Source organism: Helicobacter sp. 12S02232-10 (genome assembly GCF_002272895.1).
Taxonomy (GTDB): Bacteria; Campylobacterota; Campylobacteria; order Campylobacterales; family Helicobacteraceae; genus Helicobacter_J.
Genome location: NZ_MLAQ01000003.1, coordinates 127,983 through 149,560 on the forward strand (window position 1 = coordinate 127,983; position 21,578 = coordinate 149,560).

General features: G+C 36.4%; 27 protein-coding genes. 1 reads left to right on the forward strand and 26 read right to left on the reverse strand.

The annotated features are described in order from the left end of the window. Positions 1 to 6: 6 nt before the first annotated feature. Genes BKH41_RS03750 through BKH41_RS03760 form a run of 3 tightly spaced genes read right to left on the reverse strand, consistent with a single transcriptional unit; the run spans position 7 to position 3,453 of the window. Complete coding sequence (locus tag BKH41_RS03750) at positions 7 to 558, reverse strand: hypothetical protein (protein ID WP_095297103.1); 552 nt, start codon at positions 556 to 558, stop codon at positions 7 to 9. Beyond that, complete coding sequence (locus BKH41_RS03755; protein ID WP_095297105.1) at positions 555 to 1,076, reverse strand: hypothetical protein; 522 nt, start codon at positions 1,074 to 1,076, stop codon at positions 555 to 557. The genes BKH41_RS03750 and BKH41_RS03755 overlap by 4 nt, the downstream gene beginning before the upstream one ends. A gap of 37 nt (positions 1,077 to 1,113) precedes the next feature. Next, entirely contained in the window at positions 1,114 to 3,453 is a 2,340-nt protein-coding gene (locus tag BKH41_RS03760) for a phage tail tape measure protein (protein ID WP_095297107.1), read from the reverse strand. A gap of 140 nt (positions 3,454 to 3,593) precedes the next feature. Between BKH41_RS03760 and BKH41_RS03765 the strand changes: the two genes are divergently transcribed. Continuing rightward, positions 3,594 to 3,899 carry a hypothetical protein gene (locus BKH41_RS03765; RefSeq protein ID WP_095297109.1) on the forward strand — a complete coding sequence of 102 codons (306 nt, stop codon included), beginning with the start codon at positions 3,594 to 3,596 and terminating at the stop codon, positions 3,897 to 3,899. Between the two features lie 126 nt (positions 3,900 to 4,025). Here the strand turns inward: BKH41_RS03765 and BKH41_RS03770 are convergent, their stop codons facing one another. The 23 genes from BKH41_RS03770 to BKH41_RS03880 all read right to left on the reverse strand — a co-directional run bounded on the left by BKH41_RS03770 (position 4,026) and on the right by BKH41_RS03880 (position 21,565). After that, a complete protein-coding gene (locus BKH41_RS03770) occupies positions 4,026 to 4,277 on the reverse strand; it encodes a phage tail assembly protein (protein WP_095297111.1) in 252 nt (83 codons plus the stop codon). A 49-nt stretch (positions 4,278 to 4,326) separates the two neighbouring features. Then, positions 4,327 to 4,839: a phage major tail tube protein gene (locus tag BKH41_RS03775; protein ID WP_180762723.1), complete on the reverse strand. Its 513-nt coding sequence runs from the start codon at positions 4,837 to 4,839 to the stop codon at positions 4,327 to 4,329. A 56-nt stretch (positions 4,840 to 4,895) separates the two neighbouring features. Further along, entirely contained in the window at positions 4,896 to 6,017 is a 1,122-nt protein-coding gene (locus tag BKH41_RS03780; RefSeq protein WP_095297115.1) for a phage tail sheath C-terminal domain-containing protein, read from the reverse strand. 369 nt (positions 6,018 to 6,386) lie between these two features. Beyond that, a complete protein-coding gene (locus BKH41_RS03785) occupies positions 6,387 to 6,551 on the reverse strand; it encodes a hypothetical protein (RefSeq protein ID WP_180762724.1) in 165 nt (54 codons plus the stop codon). A gap of 13 nt (positions 6,552 to 6,564) precedes the next feature. Next, the gene (locus BKH41_RS03790) at positions 6,565 to 6,900 is read right to left on the reverse strand and encodes a hypothetical protein (protein WP_095297119.1); all 336 of its coding nucleotides are present in this window, start codon (positions 6,898 to 6,900) and stop codon (positions 6,565 to 6,567) included. Then, a complete protein-coding gene (locus BKH41_RS03795; RefSeq protein WP_095297121.1) occupies positions 6,893 to 7,486 on the reverse strand; it encodes a hypothetical protein in 594 nt (197 codons plus the stop codon). The genes BKH41_RS03790 and BKH41_RS03795 overlap by 8 nt, the downstream gene beginning before the upstream one ends. Beyond that, entirely contained in the window at positions 7,483 to 7,803 is a 321-nt protein-coding gene (locus BKH41_RS03800) for a phage holin family protein (RefSeq protein WP_095297123.1), read from the reverse strand. Before BKH41_RS03800 ends, BKH41_RS03795 begins: the two co-directional genes overlap by 4 nt. Next, positions 7,800 to 8,528, reverse strand: coding sequence for a hypothetical protein (locus tag BKH41_RS03805; protein WP_095297125.1), 729 nt, complete (start codon positions 8,526 to 8,528; stop codon positions 7,800 to 7,802). Before BKH41_RS03805 ends, BKH41_RS03800 begins: the two co-directional genes overlap by 4 nt. After that, positions 8,525 to 9,988 (reverse strand): hypothetical protein, encoded by a 1,464-nt coding sequence (locus BKH41_RS03810; protein ID WP_095297127.1) that lies wholly within the window; start codon positions 9,986 to 9,988, stop codon positions 8,525 to 8,527. Before BKH41_RS03810 ends, BKH41_RS03805 begins: the two co-directional genes overlap by 4 nt. Next, positions 9,981 to 11,426 carry a hypothetical protein gene (locus BKH41_RS03815; RefSeq protein WP_095297129.1) on the reverse strand — a complete coding sequence of 482 codons (1,446 nt, stop codon included), beginning with the start codon at positions 11,424 to 11,426 and terminating at the stop codon, positions 9,981 to 9,983. Before BKH41_RS03815 ends, BKH41_RS03810 begins: the two co-directional genes overlap by 8 nt. A 10-nt stretch (positions 11,427 to 11,436) precedes the next feature. Further along, entirely contained in the window at positions 11,437 to 11,946 is a 510-nt protein-coding gene (locus tag BKH41_RS03820) for a phage tail protein (protein WP_095297131.1), read from the reverse strand. After that, positions 11,939 to 12,976, reverse strand: coding sequence for a baseplate J/gp47 family protein (locus BKH41_RS03825; protein WP_095297133.1), 1,038 nt, complete (start codon positions 12,974 to 12,976; stop codon positions 11,939 to 11,941). The genes BKH41_RS03820 and BKH41_RS03825 overlap by 8 nt, the downstream gene beginning before the upstream one ends. Then, positions 12,977 to 13,384 carry a hypothetical protein gene (locus tag BKH41_RS03830; protein WP_095297135.1) on the reverse strand — a complete coding sequence of 136 codons (408 nt, stop codon included), beginning with the start codon at positions 13,382 to 13,384 and terminating at the stop codon, positions 12,977 to 12,979. Continuing rightward, positions 13,381 to 13,788: a hypothetical protein gene (locus BKH41_RS03835; RefSeq protein ID WP_095297138.1), complete on the reverse strand. Its 408-nt coding sequence runs from the start codon at positions 13,786 to 13,788 to the stop codon at positions 13,381 to 13,383. Before BKH41_RS03835 ends, BKH41_RS03830 begins: the two co-directional genes overlap by 4 nt. Then, positions 13,785 to 14,054, reverse strand: a complete 270-nt coding sequence (locus BKH41_RS03840; RefSeq protein WP_095297140.1) for a hypothetical protein — start codon at positions 14,052 to 14,054, stop codon at positions 13,785 to 13,787. The genes BKH41_RS03835 and BKH41_RS03840 overlap by 4 nt, the downstream gene beginning before the upstream one ends. 11 nt (positions 14,055 to 14,065) lie before the next feature. Beyond that, positions 14,066 to 15,955, reverse strand: a complete 1,890-nt coding sequence (locus tag BKH41_RS03845; RefSeq protein ID WP_180762725.1) for a phage major capsid protein — start codon at positions 15,953 to 15,955, stop codon at positions 14,066 to 14,068. Next, entirely contained in the window at positions 15,948 to 17,423 is a 1,476-nt protein-coding gene (locus tag BKH41_RS03850) for a phage portal protein (protein WP_095297145.1), read from the reverse strand. Before BKH41_RS03850 ends, BKH41_RS03845 begins: the two co-directional genes overlap by 8 nt. A 7-nt stretch (positions 17,424 to 17,430) precedes the next feature. Continuing rightward, positions 17,431 to 17,646 (reverse strand): hypothetical protein, encoded by a 216-nt coding sequence (locus BKH41_RS03855; RefSeq protein ID WP_095297147.1) that lies wholly within the window; start codon positions 17,644 to 17,646, stop codon positions 17,431 to 17,433. Beyond that, positions 17,643 to 18,374 carry a BRO family protein gene (locus BKH41_RS03860; protein WP_095297149.1) on the reverse strand — a complete coding sequence of 244 codons (732 nt, stop codon included), beginning with the start codon at positions 18,372 to 18,374 and terminating at the stop codon, positions 17,643 to 17,645. Before BKH41_RS03860 ends, BKH41_RS03855 begins: the two co-directional genes overlap by 4 nt. Continuing rightward, on the reverse strand, positions 18,371 to 19,150 hold the full coding sequence (locus BKH41_RS03865) for a phage antirepressor KilAC domain-containing protein (RefSeq protein ID WP_095297151.1): 780 nt from the start codon (positions 19,148 to 19,150) through the stop codon (positions 18,371 to 18,373). Before BKH41_RS03865 ends, BKH41_RS03860 begins: the two co-directional genes overlap by 4 nt. Before the next feature lie 198 nt (positions 19,151 to 19,348). Then, positions 19,349 to 21,088, reverse strand: coding sequence for a terminase gpA endonuclease subunit (locus tag BKH41_RS03870; RefSeq protein ID WP_095297153.1), 1,740 nt, complete (start codon positions 21,086 to 21,088; stop codon positions 19,349 to 19,351). Continuing rightward, a complete protein-coding gene (locus BKH41_RS03875; RefSeq protein ID WP_095297155.1) occupies positions 21,088 to 21,372 on the reverse strand; it encodes a type II toxin-antitoxin system RelE/ParE family toxin in 285 nt (94 codons plus the stop codon). Before BKH41_RS03875 ends, BKH41_RS03870 begins: the two co-directional genes overlap by 1 nt. Beyond that, positions 21,350 to 21,565, reverse strand: a complete 216-nt coding sequence (locus BKH41_RS03880; protein WP_095297158.1) for a hypothetical protein — start codon at positions 21,563 to 21,565, stop codon at positions 21,350 to 21,352. Before BKH41_RS03880 ends, BKH41_RS03875 begins: the two co-directional genes overlap by 23 nt. Positions 21,566 to 21,578: the final 13 nt, after the last annotated feature.

Sequence of the window (21,578 nt, forward strand, 5' to 3'; positions counted from 1 at the left end):
TTAAAATCATAACTCCAAATTCTTTAAAAACTCTTCCCTCACTTTATTTTCTAATTCCTTTGCTTGGCTCTTAGCAACCTTTGAAAAAGAATTCAAAGATAAAGGATAATAAAGCTTTTGTTCTTCTCCCTTAAAGTTAGGATAACTCTTCTTAGAGGGTTTATAAGTGAATAATGGACTTTGTTCGTGTTTAGAATTCCCTCTAATTGCAATGAATTCTCCTCCTGTGGTTTTGCTTTTTGCAATGAAATGCCCTTTTAGAAATACATTGCCTTTACCAGCTTTGGGTTTGACATTGACTCCAATTATTTTTTTTCCATTCATCACATTTGTTTTTTTAAAGTGTTTGATAGAAATATGGGTATCCATTGCTCTAAGGGAAACTTTGAGATTGTTTGGATTTGCTTTCTTATAAAAAATCATTTTTCTAATTTTTTTTAATTCAATATCCATTTCTTTCTTAATTAACTTGGCTTGTTCTCTTGCAATCTTAGAAGCTGTTTTATTGATGGCTTTAGAGAGATGGCGGGATAGGGCTTTGTTTAGGTTGCTACTCATAATATCACCCCCTCAATTCCTAATTCTTTCGTATAATAAGTAACACTTCTTTCTTTAGTCAGCACCCAATGCTTTTTAGATTCACTTAGCCTTTGAATCAAAATCTTTTTATGGGATTGATTCAATATAGTGAGTTTAAGGGGTTTGGCTTTTTTAATGAGTTCTTTAAAACCCTCATAATCTTTTAAATCGTGAGCTAAGATAATGGCATTAATGCTGATTGTTTCTTCATTGCCCCCTATCTTTTGATAGATAGGACGTTTAATGGTCTCAATCTTTTTAATGCCGATGCCTAATTCTGTGCTAATGGTTTCAATATTTTGAGAGACACGGAAAAGGAATTTGTCTATTTTAATGAGAGTGTCTTTAGTTTGAACATCTTTGTATTTTTTAAAAGGATCTTTAGGTTCTTCAATGGGTTGGTTCTCTAATTCCTTTTGTTTTTGTTTTTGAATTTCAAGTTCTTCTTCTAATTTCTTTCTTTCATTTTCATAGGGTTTATTGAATAGGTTTAGCATTCTTTCTCCTTAGTTCTTGCTTATGATTGTTTCTTTTTTAAAAGTCATCATCATAGCTGTAGTCGTTAATGGCTTGTGCGATGGCTTGGGGTTGTGCATTGGTATGAATGGTGATGTTTTTATAATCATTGATTTGTCTAGAATTGTCATTATTGGCAATTTGAGAAAGCATCTTTTGTTGGTTTTCATTGCGTTTAGCTAGAGTTTCATCAATTAAGCCTTGATAAGTGATAGAGTTTGTTTTATTTTGATTGAGATTGGCTTTAACTTCTTTATCATCGCCTAATAGCCATTTGCCAATTGCAGAGTTACTAAACCAATTGGTTAATTTACCAATCCCCTCTATTGCGAGTGAAATTCCTTTGATTAATAGTTCAAAGGGCATTAGCATTGCTTTTAAAACCCAACCAAATATCTCGCCAATGATTTTTCCCATACTTGCAACCTCTCCAAATTCTTCATTGGTTTGATCTGCTTGAGAGAATAGTTTAGAGAATAGAGGGGCTAAAGGTGCAAAAGCAGTTTTAATGGAGTTCCACAGGGTTAAAAAAGTTGCTTTAAGAGGTTCTATCGCTCCTTTCATTCCATCAAACAGACCGATAAAAAAAGCTTTAATCGGTTTCCAAAATTTATAAATTAATAGGGCAACCCCTGCTAAAGCTAAGCCAATCCAACCGATTGGAGAGGTCAATAAAGTCAAACTAAAAAAACGAATGCCTGCTCCAATTATTTTTAAGACATTTCCAAAGGATATAAAAGAGATTTTTAAAAGGCTTAATCCTTTGCTAAAGATATTTAGCTTTCCTGTCATTAATGAACCCAAGAACCCAAATATAGACCTTGTGCCTGTTTTAACGCGGGTGTTTAAGAGGTCAAGTCGCGATCGTGTTGTTAAAAGTGAATTATTAAATATTGTGTTTTTGATGGTGGCTTTTGTTGTTCCGAGCATTAATAGTTTTAATCCGCTGTAAAATCGTTGAAAGGGGTAAAAAATCAATGTCCCGAAGGCACGCCAACCGACTATTAGCAATCCGATTGATTTAGCCGCTATTAATCCTCCAACTCCCCACTTAATAAAAAATTCTGTTACAGGACTATTTTTAATCGTCTCAGACAACCAAGACAATCCCTCTCTAAAAATATCAAACATACTTTTGAGCGTAGGGATAAATATATCTCCAATCGTTGCTTTAAGTTCTGTCCAAGCTGCATCTAACATAAAGATTGAATCCCCAAATCCATCCCCTGCAGCTCTATCCACTGCTTTTTGCAATGCCCCTGTGCTATCTTTACTTGATTCTAATGCTTTTTCAAAAGCTTTGACTCCATCTTTAGCAGAATTGATATTGTTTGCCATCTTTTTACCAAAGATTTCAGAGATAACTCCAAATCTTTCTTCATCATCTAAACCATTCATTGAATTGAGTAAATCTTTAATGGCTTCTTGGGGATTACTTTGTATATCTTCTTTTAAGATCTCAGCATCTAATCCCATCTTCTCTAAAGATTGTTTAAATCCTTCACTTGCATTATCAATATTATTGAGTTCTGTAAAGAATTTATTAATGCTTGAACTTGCCTCTGAACTATCTAGTCCTACTGATAAAAAAGCAGTCGATAGTGCTGAAGTTTCTTTAGCGGAGAGTCCAAATGCTTTTGCTCCTGCTGATGTTGCTTTGGTAATTTCTAGTATTTTTTTAGCTGATTGCCCTGTAGATTGAGCCATTTGGGTAACCTCATCACCAAAAATATTTAAATCTTTAATATTTAGGTTAAAAGCTTTTGATATGCCACTGCTGAGATTGACTGCTTCATCTTGCGTCATACCTAATCCGATTTTAAGATTGATGGCATTTTGAGTGAAATCTTTTAAGTCATTTTTAGCCACTCCGAGTTGTGCAGAGAGTTCTCCCATCTTTAGAATATCTTTTAAATCCATTCCATTGCTTTTGCCCAAACCAAACATATCTTTTTTAAAGCCCTCTAATTCTTTATGAGAAAAGTTAGAAAATTTATTGATTTCATTGATGGCAGTATTAAAATCTAATGAAGCAGAGACTGGTTTAGAGATGAGACCTTTGAAAGCCATATAAGTGCCAATGGCTTGCGGGATAAGATTTTTTAATTGATTGGTGGCTTTATCTAGTTTTAAATCCAGCTCCATTTTAGTTGCCTGTCTTAGTTTAGATTTAAGTTCATTAATTTCATTTGTGGGCATATTGTTTTTTAACCCCAGCTTTAATCCTTTAGTGGCTTCTTCAATGGATTTTTTAAGGTTGAGACCCAAATCCAACTTTGTAGCTTTAGCAACTCTACTGATGGATTTATTGAGATCATCAAGATTGGCTTTAATGTCTAATATGATTTCTGAATTCATAGGATTCCTTTATAGTAATGTGAGTAATGTGGATTAAAGATTGAATGTAATAAATCTTTTAATTGAGTTTTTAAATCCAATTGATTTTTATTCCATTTTCTCTTGATTTTTTTACAATGAGCAGTTAGAATGGAATAAAAATGAATTGGGATATGGGTATTATGAAAAGAATTTTTATTAAAATACATAATTTTTTGATGTGGTGTGCTATCGTTTTCCCTATCTCTGTTTTCATTGTAGGAATGGTTGTGTCTATTTTTGATGGCAATATTGGTGCAAAAATTACTGGGACGGGACTTGCGATAGAGATTTTTTATTTGATCTTTGTCTTTGTTGTCTGTGGTTTTTTGTATGTTGCAATAATTGATGGTTGGTATGCATATGATGAGCCTTTTATTGACAATGATTTTTCCAGTTGTTTTATCAAGATTAGAGACGACCAATAACCCCACCCCTTGCCTCCAAAATCTTTTTAGCAATCCTAATATAGTCTTCAAATTCACTCCATTCCATATTTTTAATATCCATTAAACTAAAATGCAAGGCATAACCGATAATGGCTATGCCTTCTCTTAGTCCTTTGGGTCAAATCCCATAAATTCTTTCACACATTCTAAGAGTCTTTTAAACTCTCTCACTCCCATTTGATTAATGGAATCAATCGTTAAATCTCCCTCGCTCATATCTACTAAAAGATGTTTAGCAATGGTGAGTTCATCTTTGCTTTTCTTTTGTGCGGATTCAAGTTGTAAGATGGTGGGTTCTTTGAGTGTGATTTCTTTGCCGTTTTTAAGGGTGAAGGTTTTGATATCGGTTTCTGTCATTTTGTATCCTTTTGTTTCTTTTTTTAATGGAGGGTATAACCCTCATTCCTTAGCTGATATTCTTTCTAATCTCTAAGAATTGATCCACTCCATTGACTGCAAATACATTATTTATCACATCATAAACAATCACAGGGACTTTATTGATTTGATAACTAAACATATAAACAGCTATCTCTAAAGTGAGTTCTGCTTCTTTATTCATTTCAAAATTAGGTAACTCTAAGATTTTCGCACTTCCTTGCAGTGTTGCAATGATTTGAGATTCTTTCCTTATAAAGTTCTCCATACTGCTAAGGTTTTGTTTAACGTAGAGCATTAGGGGAAGACTTAGATTCATTGCATTAAATATTGTGGGATTCACCCCACTGATTGTTAATTTTGAACTGAGTGCTTTAAGAGTGGGTAAGACTTGTTCAAATTTGCCAATTGCTCCACTTTGTTCAATCACTTCGTGTTCTATTTTTGGTTGTTCGAATCCTTTTAGAATGCCTAATAGTCCGATTCCGTGTAGAAATACATTGCCTCCTGTGAATGCTTGAGGGTTGAGTGCTAATGCCATCATATGCTCCTTTTTTATTTATTTTAATTGGGATTCTAAAAATCCGCCTTTATTCCTTAATTTAATTCCTTAATCAACTCTGCCCCATAAGAATCCACTTTATAGATTTTATTTGTGATGTTTTTCATTAATGGAGTTTCTTGGGCTTTGTGTCCGATATAGATTTTGCCTTGAGCGATACTCTCATTAGTGTTTAGACTCTCAGGCACAGAGACTTCAAATCCAATAATGATGTTATTGCCCACTAATCTCCTGTAAAAGGCTTCTAAATCATCAACCACTTTTTTAAGAGTGTCTGAAATCTGTTTATCAATGGCTTCTTTTTGAGAAGTAGCAATTGATTCCATAATGGTGTCAAAGATAACAACTGAATGGATGGAAGTAAAATCAGAATCTGTTGTTTCTCCTCCCCAGCTTCTTAATCCATTATCGGCGATGGCTAGAGTGATGCCTTTCCCTCTTAATCTATCAGCCATACAATCTTCTCCACTGATAAACTCTACCTTATCCACAATGCCAATGATGCCATCAAGAATTCGATTTGAGAAAGTTTGTGCGAATCCGTATTCAGATTGATTCATCACTTTAATGTACCCTGCGATAATGAAATTTCCTAAAGGTCGGATTGTCTTATCTAATCTTTGCACCTTTTGATAAGTGATGATGGCTCGTTTTGCACTAAAATCTTTGATGCATTCATTGATTTTTTCTTCTTTGGTTTCATTCACTTCTATGGTATAGATAGCTCCTAGTTTATCACCGATGATTTTTAATTTCTCCCATACCCCTTTGTCATTATTATAAAGAGAAGAAAGAATAAACTTAGGTTTCAATCCAGTTGTTTGTTCTGCGCCTAAGAGTGCTTCTATTGCTTCAATAGCTTTTACAATATCTTTTTTTTGTTTTTCAGTTTCATCTACTCCTGTAGTGTCTTTAACAAAGCTTGAGATAATCAAAGTGGTGTTAATGCCTGTTGCCTCTAAATCTTTTAGAGTGTCTTGAATGCTCCCATCACCCACTGCTTTAATGGCTTCATCAATGCTTGGATAGTATTTAACTCCCACATTTTCAGTGTTAGCATCATCGCCTACGATAGCTAGGGTTCTTGTGTTGTTGATTGCATAAGCTTTAGTTGCTTGATTGTAAATCTCAATGTTAATGCCGTATTTGGAACTCATTTTTTCTCCTTTGATTTATTTTATTGACTTGTTTTGTCAAAAGATTTATAATGCCCTCGTCTAGTTCTTAGTGCGGGCTGGACAAAGTTAAACAAGGTAACCTTTCGACGGGTTGAACCCGATTCCAATTTTTTTGGAGTCGGGTTTTTTTTTGGTTTGCTTTTTGGCGGGTTAGGGGCGGAAATTCGTCGAAAGGAGACCACAAAGATGGACTCAAATATCATTTTTACGATCATTGCGATTTTTGTCGCGGTATTTCGGGAAGAGATTAGGAATTTCTTAAAACTCAAGCCCAAATGATTGTCGCCTACCTTGTTACCTCCCTTGAGCTTCACTACCTCAGGGGAGGTTTTTTTATCCCCATCACTTTCACTTTCCTCCCCTGCAAAAATCCAAATCTTTTTTAATGAGTTCTGAATAAATCAGAACCGCCTTTAAATCCTTGATAATATCCCCGCTTCGTTGGGGTTTTTCCCTCTCTTTTATCTCACAAGGGGAAGGGATGAATACCTGTTGGTATTTTGTTTTAACCATTCCTGTGCATCCACTAAGGATGAACATTAGAGTTAGGATTATAAAAAAGCTCCAATGCATTCTTTATCTCCTTTAATTGATTCTCACAACTCAAGTCTTTTTCTTGAATGACTTGATATTTTGTAATGATTTTTTCTTTTATCTTTGGATCTTCTTCTTGATACTCTTTAGTTTGGAGTTCTTTGAGCCTGATGGCTTGATTTTGAGTTTGGAGGATATAGGTAGCAATCCCACTCTCTATACCTGCTTGAATCTTTTGATGGATATAGTATTTAACTCCTAAAAACCCTGTTAGCACCAAAGAAATTAATAAAGCACCACACCAAAGCAGAATCTGTTGATTAAGCATTTTGTACCTCAATGCCCTCTATGGTTTCTTTGTGTTCTTGCATGAGTTGGGAGAGTCTTTTTGCTCTGTCTTTCACCTGCATTGCCCAAGAAGAATTTAACATTTCGCGCGAAGCATTGCTATAGTCTTTGGAATTAAGAGCTAAAATCATTTTTTTAAAGAGTAAGAGTCTTGGAATGCCTAAGTTATAAGCCATATCAAGAATAATACTCTGCCTTGTGGCATCAAGATTTTTAAACCATCTGTATTGATAGAGTTCATTATAAAGTTCCTCTAAATGATTCTTTAACCACTCCTGTGCTTCTTTTTTTCCATAAACACCAAAGTTTAATTTGATGTTTCTTTGCTCTTCTTCACTGAGGGGGTATTGTTTTAAGTTTCTACCATAGCCGATTGTTTCAATGCTTGCAGTGTCTAAATAGACTTGCCCCCTGTAGCCTTCGTGTTTTTTAATCATTTCTAATACTTCCTCACTGATTGGGCTTGGATTGTTTGTTTCTTTTTTGGTTTGTGATATTTCATTATTCATTGTTAAACTCTCTTTTTTGATTTTCTTTTCTGTTTTTAAGAGATGATTTGTTTTCATTTCTCATCTCCAATGCCTGTTTTCTTCTTAAAGAGTTTGATTAAAAGTCTTGAGATGGTCTCTGCTCCAATAAACCCTAATCCTCCCCCAATCGCACAAGATAAGGAATCAGGCAGACCATAATAGGTATGGGCAATCTCATAACCAATCCAAGTCACTAACATCGAAGATCCCACACCATAGATGATGAATTGTAAGGCTTTAGATTTTGTATCAATGTGTTCTTCTTGGATGGTTCTTAACACATAAAGAACTCCTACTAATGCCCCAATGGTTGCTAAAAAAATATAGAATTTCATATTCTCCCAAAAACTCATTTTCTCTCCTTTTGTAATGTTGTTTGTTTTGTTATTTCCTCATCATCTTTGATTCCCTCAATAACATCTTGAGTTTTTTCTTGATTGGAATTTTCATTGTTCTGATTATTTTGTGAGGGTGTTATTTCTTGAGTTTGAATTCCTTCTTTATCTCTAATATCTTCTGCTTTCTCTTTGTCTTCACTCTCTTTCTCATCTATCCAATCAATGGCTTGGAGTGCTTGGAGTGTTTGTGCTTGATTGATTGCTTCTTTGAGTTCCCCACATTTAAAAAGCATTTTTGCCTTATACTCTAAGGCATCAGCATAGAGTTTTTTTAGTTGAACTTTTGTATGGGGAATGTTTTGTTTATTGAAAGGATCATCAATTGGGGCACATCTGAAAAAAGAATCAATGCCTGCTAAGACTAATCCCATCAGATTGATTTGATCTTCTTGAGCCATATCATAGATATGGGGAGTGCCTAGTGCATTTGAAGTTAGTTTCTCTAAGTGCTTGTCACAAGCTTGATTCATTTGTGTGGTGGCTTTGATTTTGGCATAATCTAGAGCTTCTTTGATGGATTCCAAATAATGAGTCGGCAGTTGTGTTTCCATAAAGGGGTCTTTTAACTCAATTTCAGATTGGATATAGACAAATTCAGAATCAGAAGTAATGCTTTTAAATTCTCCTTGCACATCTGTGATTTTTTCTAAAGGAATTTTGTAGGTTTTATAAGTTTTCATTTGGGTTCTCCTAAGGGTAAGATTTGGGGTTGCAAGACATTCGTGGTATAGTTGAGATTCCAGCTAAGAGTGACGCCACAGGCATATAAACGCTCTCCATCAGTGGCAATAAAGACTCTCTCTGTTCCATAGTAGGAGCAAACATCATAATCAATGATATTAGGAGGGGTCGGTAGTTTAGTCCAGACTCTTGTATCAGTAGCATTGCCAATCCCTAAGGCATAGTTGTTATAACCAAAGCTCCAAAGATCGCCGTTAAAGTCTTGAGCATAAAAGGCGTTTTGATTATAGGGTTTGCAGTGAATGGATTTGAAAGAGACACCTGCGTATAAGCTTTGAGTTAAAGAGTTTCCTGTGCGATTTTCTCCAAATCCAAACTGCCCATAACCCCAAGACCATACGTTATGATTCGAATTTAAGAGTAAGGCTGTGCCATAGATGCCACTACTGACAAACTGATCGGATGCTTTAATACCACTACTAAAGACTTCAGTAGCACTTAAATTGTCGCCTAATCCTCCATCAAGACCACTTTCTCTACCTCCGTTAAATCCTGCGTGATAAAAGGCATTTCCTGCTTCAAAATACGTTAGTCCCTTCCATCCGCTCCAATCTAAGCAGTAGTGATAAACTTTATTAATATTGGCTAGCGGGTGGAGTTCAGGGGCTAAGATGGGGGTGTTGGTTTTACCTAAGCCCAAGCACCCATTCCCATTCCATCCCCAAACATATGTTTTAGAGCCTTTTTTAGCAAAGACCCCACTCACAAAGTTATTCCCACTCCAAATCTCTTCAATATCTTCTAAAACAGAGACTCTAACAAAGCGATTGGAATTAATCGTATTGCCAATGCCGAGTTGTCCTTCTGCATTTCTCCCACAACTCCATACGCTCCCATCTTCTAAAAGAATGGTGCAGAATTGATTGGCTGAGAGATAGCTCATTGACCTGATTTGTTTGATTTTAGCACTCATTGTAACTTTAGTAGGGATTGGGACGGCATTGTTATGCCCCACACCTAAACAACCCTCTGAATTATTGCCCCATACCCACATATCAGCAGAATCCTTAACTTGAGCAAAGAAGTTGGCGTGTCCGCCAATCACATCAATAATCTCTACGCCTTGGGGGATGGCTACTCTTGCAAATCCTGCTGTAATCGGAACTCTTCCTGCACCGCTTGTAGTGGCATTGCCTCCTGAAACAAAGATATCCCCATACTTAATAATCTCATCATTAGCCCCCACAATCACTTCTTGAAACATAATGCCCTGATAGATGTTTTGATTTTTTAAAAGGCGGATTCTTTTTTTAGTGGGGCAATATTGGGAATAGGTATCTACTAAATCTTGTTTTAATCCTGCCTGATAGGTCTGTAAGGCTTTGGTTGTTTCGTTAATGTCGGTTTGCTTGATACTTTTCAAATCTTCTAATTTTGAGATGATGTCATTTTCATTCATTGTTTGCTCCTTTTTTATAGATAAGTCCTTTAAAGTTTGGTGTGCGATACAAGGGCTTTGAGGGGTAGCCTAATAATGCAGGGGTTTCAGGTTTTACTTCTCCTTCTAGAACAATCATTTTTTCAATCTCTTCAATTTGTTTTTGAGTGATTGCATTTTGTTTATCCGTTTCTTTGATGGTTTCTTCGTATGCCTCTTTTGCTTTCAAGTCTTCATAGAGATATTTTGAATTTCTTTGGAGCATTTCGTAATATTCTTTTTTTTCAGGATCTAAGGGCTTGCCTGCATAAATGCCTTCTAAATAAAGATTGCGACTCACATCCACATCTTCACTTCTGCCATAGACAGGAGAAGAGCGGGAGGCATCAAATCGCATTCCATAATAGTTGTCTTGATAGTATCTATTACCGACATCAAAGTGGTTTTTTGGGTCGACAGGTTCAAATGCACCGCCCCCATACAATGAGTGTGCCCGATCAACACCGATATTTCCCGTGATATTGGGCAATCCACTCTGCCTAAACTGCCCGACTTCTTTAGGATTATCTGTGCCTTGAGAGTAGAGATTAGGGGCAGGAAGTCTAAAGGTAAGCCCCCCATCATTGCCTGCTGTGCTGATTGTGTAATACCAAAGCAGGGGATAATCACTTGCTTTTAGAGTTTTCCCCAGTGGCACGTGGGTATTTGGGAGGGAGTTTCTATAAAAATAATCTTTCCTGCCGATTTGCTCTCTTTCTTCTCTTTGTTTTGTGAGGCGTGCGATTTCTTCATTGCAGTAATTATCAACCATCTCTAGCACCACTTGCTTTCTTAAGGTTTCAAACTTTTCTTTAAAATCTTTTAAGGGTTCAAGTGTGAGTTGGATTTCATCGCTTAGAGTTTTAATTTGAGTGTCAATTTCACTCTTTTTAGCTTCTAGTTCGGTTTGAATTTCTGTGCGTGCAGAACTGATTTGATTTGTGATATCATTTTGCACGTGGCTTAGATATTCTTTTAAGGTGTTGAGTTCGGTTTCAGAGATATAGTGGTCTGTTTTAAAGACCATCGTTGCGTTATTGCCTGTAATGTTGGTTTTAAAAACAAAGGTGCCTCCCACACCTTTGATTTTTTGAATCTTAGGGGTGAGTGCAAGCGTAAAAATCTCACTCTCATTGCCAATTGCAATGGCTCGGATGTATTCTGAATAAACACTTTCATAATCTAATAGAATCTCAAAGCAGAGATTGCTATTTTCATCGTAGTAGGCACTTCTGACAGGTAGAGTTAAAAAGACTTTGGTTTTAAAGTCTTCATAATTGGGATTTGCTGTCAGATATTCTTCTGCATTCCAATCAATGGAAGAGTCTCCGATAAAAAAGGCTTGGGTAATGCCATTTTTAATTTGCTCTAAGAGTCTTGTTTTAGTTGTTTCATTGAGTTCTGTTTGGATTTGAGTCATCGTATTTCTCCTATATTTTCCACTGGATAGCGGAATTAATAATAATGGGCGTGTTGGTGTGGGGAATTCGCACATCAATTCCCTTTAAAGAATCTCTGAGAGGTTTGACATCTGAAACTAAAGTTCTAGCATTTGCTAATACAGAGCTATCAAAGCCATCTTTGCCAATGGTAAAGATTAAAGAGAATTCAAAAGGCTTTAGTCTGATATCTTCTTTTTGGGTTTGGATTTGTGCGTTGCCATAGATGTTAAGGGCATTTTGCACGGCTTTCTTTGTGCCTAGATTTCTTTTTTTAGTCATTGGCTCACTTAAATACTCTAAGGCTTTTGAGTTTTCTAAAAAAGAGATATCTAAATCAAATGTGGAGGCGATATAGTCTTTATTAAAGAGAGTTGGGGTATAGAAATGATTCTGGCTCACCAGCCCATTGAAAGCAAAAGTTTCTGCCATTATTTCAGAAAGGACAGAATCAAGAGCTTGAATGTATTTGGGGAAGTGAGTGGGGAGGAGATTAGACATTTTCTCCCCCTTTAACTTGGGTTACAATATTTAAACTCTCTAATATTAAAATCCCATCAGAACTCACAGACTCTAATCCCTCTATACTTACATCTTCAATTAACTCATCCATAAAGCTGGAGGCAATGATTTTAGTTTGAGATATGCCCTCGCCGATTTCTAAAGGCTGGAATAAGGCTTTGACGTTGCTATCTACAAGATGAATAATTTCAGAATTCTTAGTGTTGTTCTTTAGGGTTAGCGTGATGGTAAGATTGAGATTAATTTCTTTGGCTTCAATGTAGCTGAGCTTATCAGTGAGGGGGATTTTATCTTCAATATTTTCTTGGAGTTTTAAAAGAGCATTGGGGGTTTTAGCCTGATAGATGACTTCAATTTGTCCTAGACCTTTATGGATAATTTTAGATTTAGCCACTTCAGGGATTGCGGAATAGTATTGATAACTCTTTAAATTTCCTGCAGTAGAAGGTTTAGAAAGAGAGAGGAGGAAGCGTTTTTTTAACTCTGTATCACTCTCGCCTTGTGCTTCTTGCGTGAAAGGGGTAAGCTTAACAATTTCAGAGATGTAGATGTTGGGGATTTCTAGAGTGGTGGTTTCATAGTCTTGGCTCAGTCCTTTTTCTAATTCGATTTCTACAATGCTTTCAGTCTCAATCTCTTCATCTTTGGCTAGATAGGCGTTATGCCCTAAATTGTCTTTGAATTTAGTGCCTTTGGGCAAGGTGATAGCAGAAGTAACAGAAATCTTAATTTTAGCTACAAAGGGTGTGCCACCAAATCTTTTAATGCCTGCTAAGGCGACTAAAGAATCCAAATATTCGCCACTAGAAAACTCTAGATAGTTTTGAGCGATGGTAAAGTTAATATAATTGATATAACGATTCATTCTGAATAAAAAGGCAGAAGTTAGAACGCTGAAATCATCGCCAATTAAGGGAGTATAATCAGGGTAGCTTTCTTTAAATTTTTCAATGATGATATTTTTTTCATCTTCGATATTAAATGGGATTAAGAATTTAGGTAAGTTCATTTACAGCTCCCAATTCAGATTAAAATAAGAGACTTGCAGATTAATAGAAGTCTTAAAGAATGAGAAGTCAAGATACCCTGCTTCTTTATTAATTTCTTCCACAACATAAATGAATCGGTGTTGGGGGAGTATGCCAATGAATTTTAGAATTTGGTTTGTGAGGTCGATAGATTCTAAGCCATCGGTATGGAGGATTGCAATTTCAAGATTGCTTTGAATCTTCCAATTGCCACTGGATGGAATCGATATGGAATCATTTAAATCTTTAATAATACAGACTGGCAGATCAGATTCTTCATAGGTGATTTTTTCAAACAAATCTGTATGGTTAAAGATTTTAAGATTAGTGATTTCAGATTGAAGTGTGGCTAAGAGTTCTTTTTTAACAGAGGGATTAGATTGATTCATTGGTTTTCTCCTTTGTTAATCGTTGAATCACTATCTTGATTGGCAGAGTCGGCTAGAGTTTTTAAACTTGGAATTTCTTTAGCTTCTAAAGATTCTTTAGCACTGCGATTGGTCTCTTTTAAAACAAGTCGTGTTAAAACTTTGGCTTCTGTTTGGGTTTGAATGATTTGAAAATTTTGCAAGGAAGAGACTTCTGTAATGATGTCTCTAAGTCTCAAATTATCCCCATCATTTTTAGTGATTAAAAGGGTAATCTGATAGCCGATGGCTCCATCTTCATACAGGACTTGGGCATTTCTTTTTAAATGCCCTTTAAAGATAAAATTACCTTTTTTAAAGATATCCGCCCCCACGTTTGTGAGGATAGAACTGAAATCTTTAGATAAAAGGGACTTTGGAATCATTTTTTAGCCTTTTTGGATTTTGATTGGCTGTCTGATTGTTCTTCTGCTTGATTCCCTACTTGGATAGACTCTTCCTTATCCGAATCAGGTGCTGGCTCTTGAGATTGTTTGGTTGCTTCTGTAGCTTCAATCACCTCTATAATCACTTTATCTCTAACAAGGCGAGTGATGTAGTTTGGGTCTGTGCCTGCAGGAAATGTAATCACCTTGCCTTTGGGGTGGAAGATGCCCCAAAGCTGGGTATCATATAGGATTTGGTATTGCATTTAGACCCTCCTTAACTTTTGGCTTTGGTAGATGTTACAAAGGCATTGGGGCGTTTAAAGCCATAATCGATATCATAAAAGGCTTCAATGGTGCTAATCCCACCTTCTGTTTCTAAATATTTAATTTCTAGCCCCTTACTCCAAATTCCCATTAACACATTAGAGAGGTCAGCTAGCATAATGTCTTTGTCTTTAAAAATGTTATTCATCACCACATCAAATCCCACCATCTTGCCGTTTTCTAAGAGGGTGCGTTCAGTTTCTGTGATGTTATTTTCATTGATGGATTTTGGAGTGCCTTCAAGTGCAACATAATCGGTTGAATTACAGATAAAAACACATTTAGAGGTATCATAATCGTTACTCCATAGCTTAGCCTTAAAGTCTAAAGCCCCTTTATAAGAGGGCTTAGCTAGAAAATCATTAATCGCACTTGTGCCTGCAAGATTAAAGATTCCCGTAATCGGTGATGTGCCATAAAATAGGGCTTCTTCTGCTTTGAATTTCACAGCTTGAATGATTTTTTTGATAATGTAGGAATTGAGAGCAAATGGTGTCATATAAAGCATTTGGCGGGTGAGTTTGATTTTTACATAGATTGTATGGGGTTCGAGTTTAATATCGCTAAAAGTTGGGGTTTGCCCTTGTATGCTTTGCCCTTCTTCTAAGAAATACGCATTAAAAGAAGTCTCATCTCTTGGAATTTGTTGCACGCCTGTAAGGTCTGTCATTATATCAAGCATTGAGAGAACTTTAGATTGTTGGCGGATGAGTTCGATAAATTTATCCCCGTGATAAGTGATGGGCTCAATGCTTTTTACACCGGGCAAATTGGATTTAATTGTATCGGTGCCTGCCACATCATAAGGAGTGGGGTCGGCAAATTGATTAAAAAAGCTGTTGGGGAGTTTGAATCTGCCATTTTCTGTTTTATAATCTAACTCCACTCCTGCTGTGCCTTTTACAATATTTGCAATAGAGAAGGCGGGTTCTTGAGCTTTATCTGAAGTCTTAATAGAGAAATTAAGCTGGTTGTTTAGCTTAGATTGATAAACCTCTTCTCTGAATTCTGCAAATTTTTGCCCCTTAGAGACAGCTTGGAGTCCGAGTTGTTGCACGCCTAAGATTTCAGCAAGTTGTGCAATTTCTTTGGCTTCTTTGGCATAGTTTGACTCTTCATTTGGGTGAGTCGGAATTGATTTTAAAAGCTCTTGGCTTAACTTTTGTTCTTTTGAGATGTTTAGAGTCTCTTGGGTTTGATTTTGAATGTCTGTTGTCATTTGATTTTCTCCTGATGTTAAATTTGAATGAGTGATTGTCTTAGCTTCTGAAACTTCCTTCACTCTCTCTTTATTAGAGATTTGAGAAAATTTAGAAACCACCGCCTGCGGGTCTGCCCCTTTCCATACAGCAGATAATTCCACGATTTCTCCGCTTTTAATTTGGTAGTGGGGAATGCCATCAATCTCCCCGACTTCTTCAACTTCAGAATCCCCAAATCCCACAGATACAGAATCATTGAGTCCTGTTTTAAAGCGGTCAAAGGCTTCTTTAGAAGCAGGGATATCCTCAAAGAATTTGACTTTAACTTTAAAGCCCTCACCATCCTTTTTCACCTCATCGATGCGACCGATGGAATTGTTAAAGGTTGGGTTGTGGTCTAAAAAGAGGTGCTTCGCACTCCAAACAACCCTGTCTGTATTAATCGAAACGTAATAATCTTCAAAGAAGCCACTGCGTTTAATGGTAGGGTGATTGGAGAGGGCGATAAAAGAAATGGTTAAGTTTTCTTCATCGATAGGATTCTCTTTAAAGAGTTGGGCGCTAAAATCAAAATTTGTCTTTATGTTTTGAAGTTGTTTTGTTTTTTCTATGTTTTCTTGAATTATCGTTTTAGTCATCTTCTTGCTCCTCTGTGTCATCTTGATTCTCCTCTTGATTAAAGGTTGGCGTTTGGTTAGGGTTAAAGGCTTGATTGATTTGGGCAATCAATTGAAAGAATGGAATGGATTCTTTGAGTTCTTCTAAATGCAGTGCAGGGTCTTTGCCTTTATCCCTTAAGAATTCTGCTAAAGTTAGCATTCCAGATTTTAATTGGATTTGTTTGGCAGTGGCTTCTTTAGATGGGTCAATGTATTCCCACCCTTGAGCTTTAAAACTAAAATCAGGCAAAATAAGAGAATATTCTTTAGGACTGATTTTTCCTGCGATTAAAAGATGTTTCAGCCATCGTTTAAAGATGATGTTATGGACTTTTTTGATAATCTTTTTTTGGATTCTTTTAAAGAGTCTTCTCTCATTGGTGCCACCTTGTCTGATGGAGCTATAATTCACACTTCTTAAATCCCCTGTGAGAGTGGCGTAAGAAAGTCCCAAACTCTTGGCGATATCCCTTTCAGAATTGTAAAGAAATGTAACCATATCAGTCGTCGCAGGCGGATTGAGTGTTTGGATTTTTAGGTTTTCATCAATTTTATTGATCACGCCTGATTCAATGAGTTTCACAATCTCTTGAGGTTTCTCTTCTTCCTCGCCAATCCCTTTATAAACTTTTGAGGGGTCAAATCCTGTTTGTCCTGTGTTTTCCGGGGTGGCAACAGCAGTAAATTCTGCCCCGATATGTTCTTTGGCAATGATGGCTGAGATATATTCTTCTTTTTGTAAAACAGGGAAGATGGAAGAGGAGAGGGCAGAGAGTCCTCGCACTTGGGTAACATAAGAAGTTTTTTTAAAATGGATCATATTCTTGGCACTGACTTGAATATAAGCCCTTGTTTTTTCATCTTTTAAAATATAATAAGCAATTGGAGTTTGTCCGTTAAAAACAATGCCCTTTTTAATATTCTCCCCATCATCAAAGTCGTGGGGAACATTTTCAGGGGGAATGATTTGAAGCTTGAGACCTTTTGGGGTATCATTCAGATAGATAAAACACTCGCCATCTCGCAAGTAATATTTGAGTAAAAATTCTTCAATATCCCTAAAATCAAAGACTTCAAATTGGTCACATTCGAAGCACCAATCCTCCCAAAGTTCTTCAATCTTTTGATTTAAAATTTCATTGTCTGTATTCACATCTAAAATAAAGCCGTTGTCCCCAAAGATTTCAGATTCCATCGTTTCAAAATAGCCATTGATTAAAGGGGAAGCCGAAGATAAACTCCTTGCTTGGACACGAATGGTTGTATAGACGCTATCAGGGCTTGTGTCTTTGAACAATGCTCGGATTTTATTCTCATACATTTTTTTGTAATTAATAGAGCGATAAGAGGCGTTAAAATAAGGATTGATGGTTTGTTTAGGAGGAGTGGTGCTAAATTTAGGGGGTTTCTCTGGGATTTTTTGGATTTGATAGCCTAATAGTTGCATCTCACACCTATTTTAAAATCAACTGAATGGTTTGGCTTTGATTGGCAGAGGCAATTAAAGAAGCCTTAAGGGCTTTGAGTTCTTTTATCATCTCAATAGGACTGCGTTTTTCGATGGATATGCCATCAATGGAATACTTAGAGATTTCAGAGCCGTTTTTAAGATTGGTTAAAATCTCAGCTTCTGCTTCTTCAATGGCTTGAATCTTTTCTGCAAGAGTCATACAGAAACCTCATCAAAGAGTGATAGAATAAATTCTCTTCCTTTTTGAGTGATTCTTCGTGTGTAAATCACCTTCCCATTATCTAAGACTTCTTGTTTAATGCTTTCATAACCTAAATCTGCATAATCACTACACATTACCCAAGTGCCATTGATTTGGTATTGTATTTTTTTAGCTTGAAGGGAATGATTGAGAGCAATGGCAGATTTAAATCCGAGTTCTTTAGCAATTTCAGTGGCTGTATAGGTCTTTTTGGTATGAGTTAAAAGCAAAACCTTACTTTCAGCTTGTTTCCTGCGTGCAACCTCATCTTTTAATCTTCCCATTAATTCCATAAAGAATTGGGGATCATTCATCATCTTATCAATAGTGGATTCTGTAGCATAAATGCCATTTTTTCGAATGGAGGGAAGGACTTCAGAGGTAATCCAACGTCTAAATGGTTTGGCGTTAGGCTTGTTACTTCGGACTAAAATATAATAAAGCTCGGGTTCTGTAACCATTGTGAAAGTTTGAATCCCACCCTTAGTTTTAAAGGGGGTGGTATAAAAACTGCCCCCTTTGTCAAATTCCTCACTTATGGAATCTCTGACTTGTTTTGTGTCTTTTATTTCTAAAATTTCACAGACATCTTTTAAACAAAACAGAGGATTCTCTATATCGCCTGCAACTCTGATTTGTCCTAAGTCTTGATGATTAAAAATTTGGAGTGATTGGTTTTGATTCATATTACAACCTCATCAAAGAGTGATTCTTTTAATTTCTCCGTCAAAAAGATTTGACCCTTACCTGTAATGAGTGTTTTAGTAGAAACTCTATCGCCATAAGGGGTTTTATAAGTTTGTTCGATGACTTTTAAATAACCTCTTTCTAACATTTCTTGATAAGGTTGGTTATTAGGAAGGATGTATTTATTCTCTCTTAACCATTTAAAGAGGCGGTTTTGTCCAATTTTAATGTTTTCATCAAAAAGAAGTTTTGCAAAATCCCCAATTGGAATGGCATTGGAAGCATTGGCGACTGAATTTGCAAAACTCACTAAAGGTTTATCATTTTGGATTTGATTCTCTAAGCTTTGGATTTCTTTGGCTTGAAGTAAAGCTAATTCTAAAGCTTCAATATAATTGGTTGGAACTTTTTTTGAATGGAGGGATTTTTCACAGGTGATAAAATAACGCCTGACTTCCATTCCGATTTGATTGTTTTCTACCATAGCAATTTGTTTGGCAGTATCTAGAGTGAGGATATAGTCTATTCTATTCTGACCACCTGCATTGCCCTTATTTGCTTGCTCCCCAAAATTGGTGAGCGAATTGATTATGATAAAATCCTCATTTGCAACAAAACCATACTTACTGATTCTGTCTTTAATCCAAGTGCTAAAATCCTTTCCGACTTCCAATGCTTTCCATAATTCTCTAGCATTCACGCCTAGAGTTTCATTGTCTTGGATTTTAGTTTTTTGGATTTGGATTTGATTTGAAAGATTTGGAGTGGCGCCCATATTTAACCCTGCCTATAAAATTTAGCAGGATTGTAACACGGGAATTTTTGAGGAATTTGGGGGTAAAATGCTCCAACTGATTATAAAAGTCTTTAAAATACTCTGTCGTATTATAAACGTCGAAAATCTATTTATTTTTCATTTACTTTTCTCATTTTTTCTCCCCCTTTTTTTATAAAAAAATCTCTAAAATTGCTTTTAACTCGTTTTTTTAGCTCGCCTAAGTCCCATCTGAAAAGTATAATCATCTAATCTTAAAAGTTTCGCACACAAGAGGTTTAAAACGCTAATATCCAATGCTTCATTTCTTCTCCCCTCTGATTCCCACCGATAGGTGTAATAACCCCTTGCATTCTTGGTTTTGACTAATTTTTCACTGGTGAGCTGGTAAAAATACTCCATCGTATAGCTTTTATTCCAATGCATATACCCGGCTCCATACATTTTTGTTTGAAGCAGTTTAAAGATTTCTGCCTTGCCTTTATAAGTCCCGACAGAATAAAGCAATATTCCCTCTGTCTTCTTAGGATCATTCATAAATTCTTTTTTAGTCATCTCCTCACTTGCCCCTTTAGTGGCAATGAATCTTCCATTCCCCATTCTGACAAAATTATACGCCATATTCTTGGTATTGCCATCACCACTATCCACAGCCACGCACATCACTCTTAACTTTTCTCCGTTTGCCTTAGAAAACACTCGATTCACAGCAATATAAGCATCTTCCCATACCTTAGGAAGTTTAGGATTCCCTTGTAAAACAAGATACTCCACTCCCCAAGATTCAAATCCTTCTGCCCATCCTTTGAATTCCATCTCTAATCGGTCATTTTGCACATCAATGCCACAGGTAATAAAGAGGATTTGATTTGGCAGTGTGGTTGGGGTATAGTCTTCTCTTCTTGCATAAAGTTCGTTCTCTTCAAATTTAATACTAGGGGGTTCAAAGGTCTCTGTTTTAATCGTATTTGTAAAGACTTGGAATTTATGGATATCTTCTTTAGACTCCAAGAAGTCCTTAACGATATCTTTAAGAGGCAGAAAGGGCGAATAGAGACCATTTAGAAAAAATCCGACTTTCTTTCTGCCTTTTTGAGTGGCACGCCACTCCCCCTTAGTAACTGCTTGATTCTTTTGTTGCTCACTCCATAAGCTCCCGCATTCAGCACAAGCATACCGCACACTCTCTAAGTCATGGTCTCCCTTTTCGTCTTGCTCCCATTTGATATTTTCAAAGAGAAGAATTTGTTTGTAACCACATTCAGGACAAGGCACATAGTAGTAACGTTTATCGCTTCCTTCAAATTCTCTCTCAATCACACTATTATTTTTGATGGTGGGAGTGGAAACCTTAATGATTTTTCGGTCATAATAAGTGTTAGTTCTCTTTTGTGCTAAATCAATGCTATGTCCCTCTTTGGTATTCTCACAACGATCGACCTCATCAACGATTAATACTTTAATGGGCTTACTTGCGAGCTTAGAGGGGGAGTTGCTTCCAACTAGAGCAAGGTTACCCCCTTTGAAGTTCTTAATTAAAATCGTGTTATTGGATTCCCTTGCATAAATGAGATTGCCTAACTCCTTGCAGTCTCGAAACATCGGAGCTAGTCTTCTTTTAGAGTAATCTTCTGCCATATCTTCTGAGGGTAAAAGGAAGAGAATGGAGCTGGGGTCTTGGTGGATGTAGTAACCGATTGTGTTATTCAAGATTTCAGACTTTCCTAGTTGAGAACCCCACATTAGCACAACTTCTTGGATATCAGGGTTAGAAATCATATTCATTGGCTCCATCTGATAGCTTAAAGCTTCAAATCTCCCAAAATTTGCAGAAGATTCTTGAGATAAGACCCGATAAGTGTTACTCCACTCTGAGAGTGAGAGGTGGGGTTTGATAAAGATTGCGTTAGCAAAGGCAGATTTAAGAGGGGAGGACATTAGGAATTCCAGATATTATCTCTATAGATACCTAAAAGTTCTATGTTTTCTGTGATTCTATAAATAACAACATAACCCTTAAATATAAATTCCCTGATATTTTCTTGATTAAATAACTCGCTTTGGCGGTGTGAGTATGGCATATCTGGGATTTTAAAGAGCTTTTGAAGTAAATCATCTTTGAATTTTATAGCGTTTTGCGGATTATAAACTGCTATAAAAGCCACGATTTTTTGCAATTCAGATTTAAATCTTGCTGTTTTAATGACTTGCATTTTTGGCATTTTCTATGACCTCATCAAACTCATCCCATTCTAGAGGTGTCAGCACCTCAAGACCTGCATCAATTCTCTCTATTAATTCTTTGATTTCATCAACGGGTTTTTTAAACTCTACTTTGTCTTGGGGCATTTGTTTTAGAATCTTGAAAAAGTCAGGCAAAAAATCATCTTGCACTTTTATGGTTAGCTCTTGCATTCAAACTCCTTAA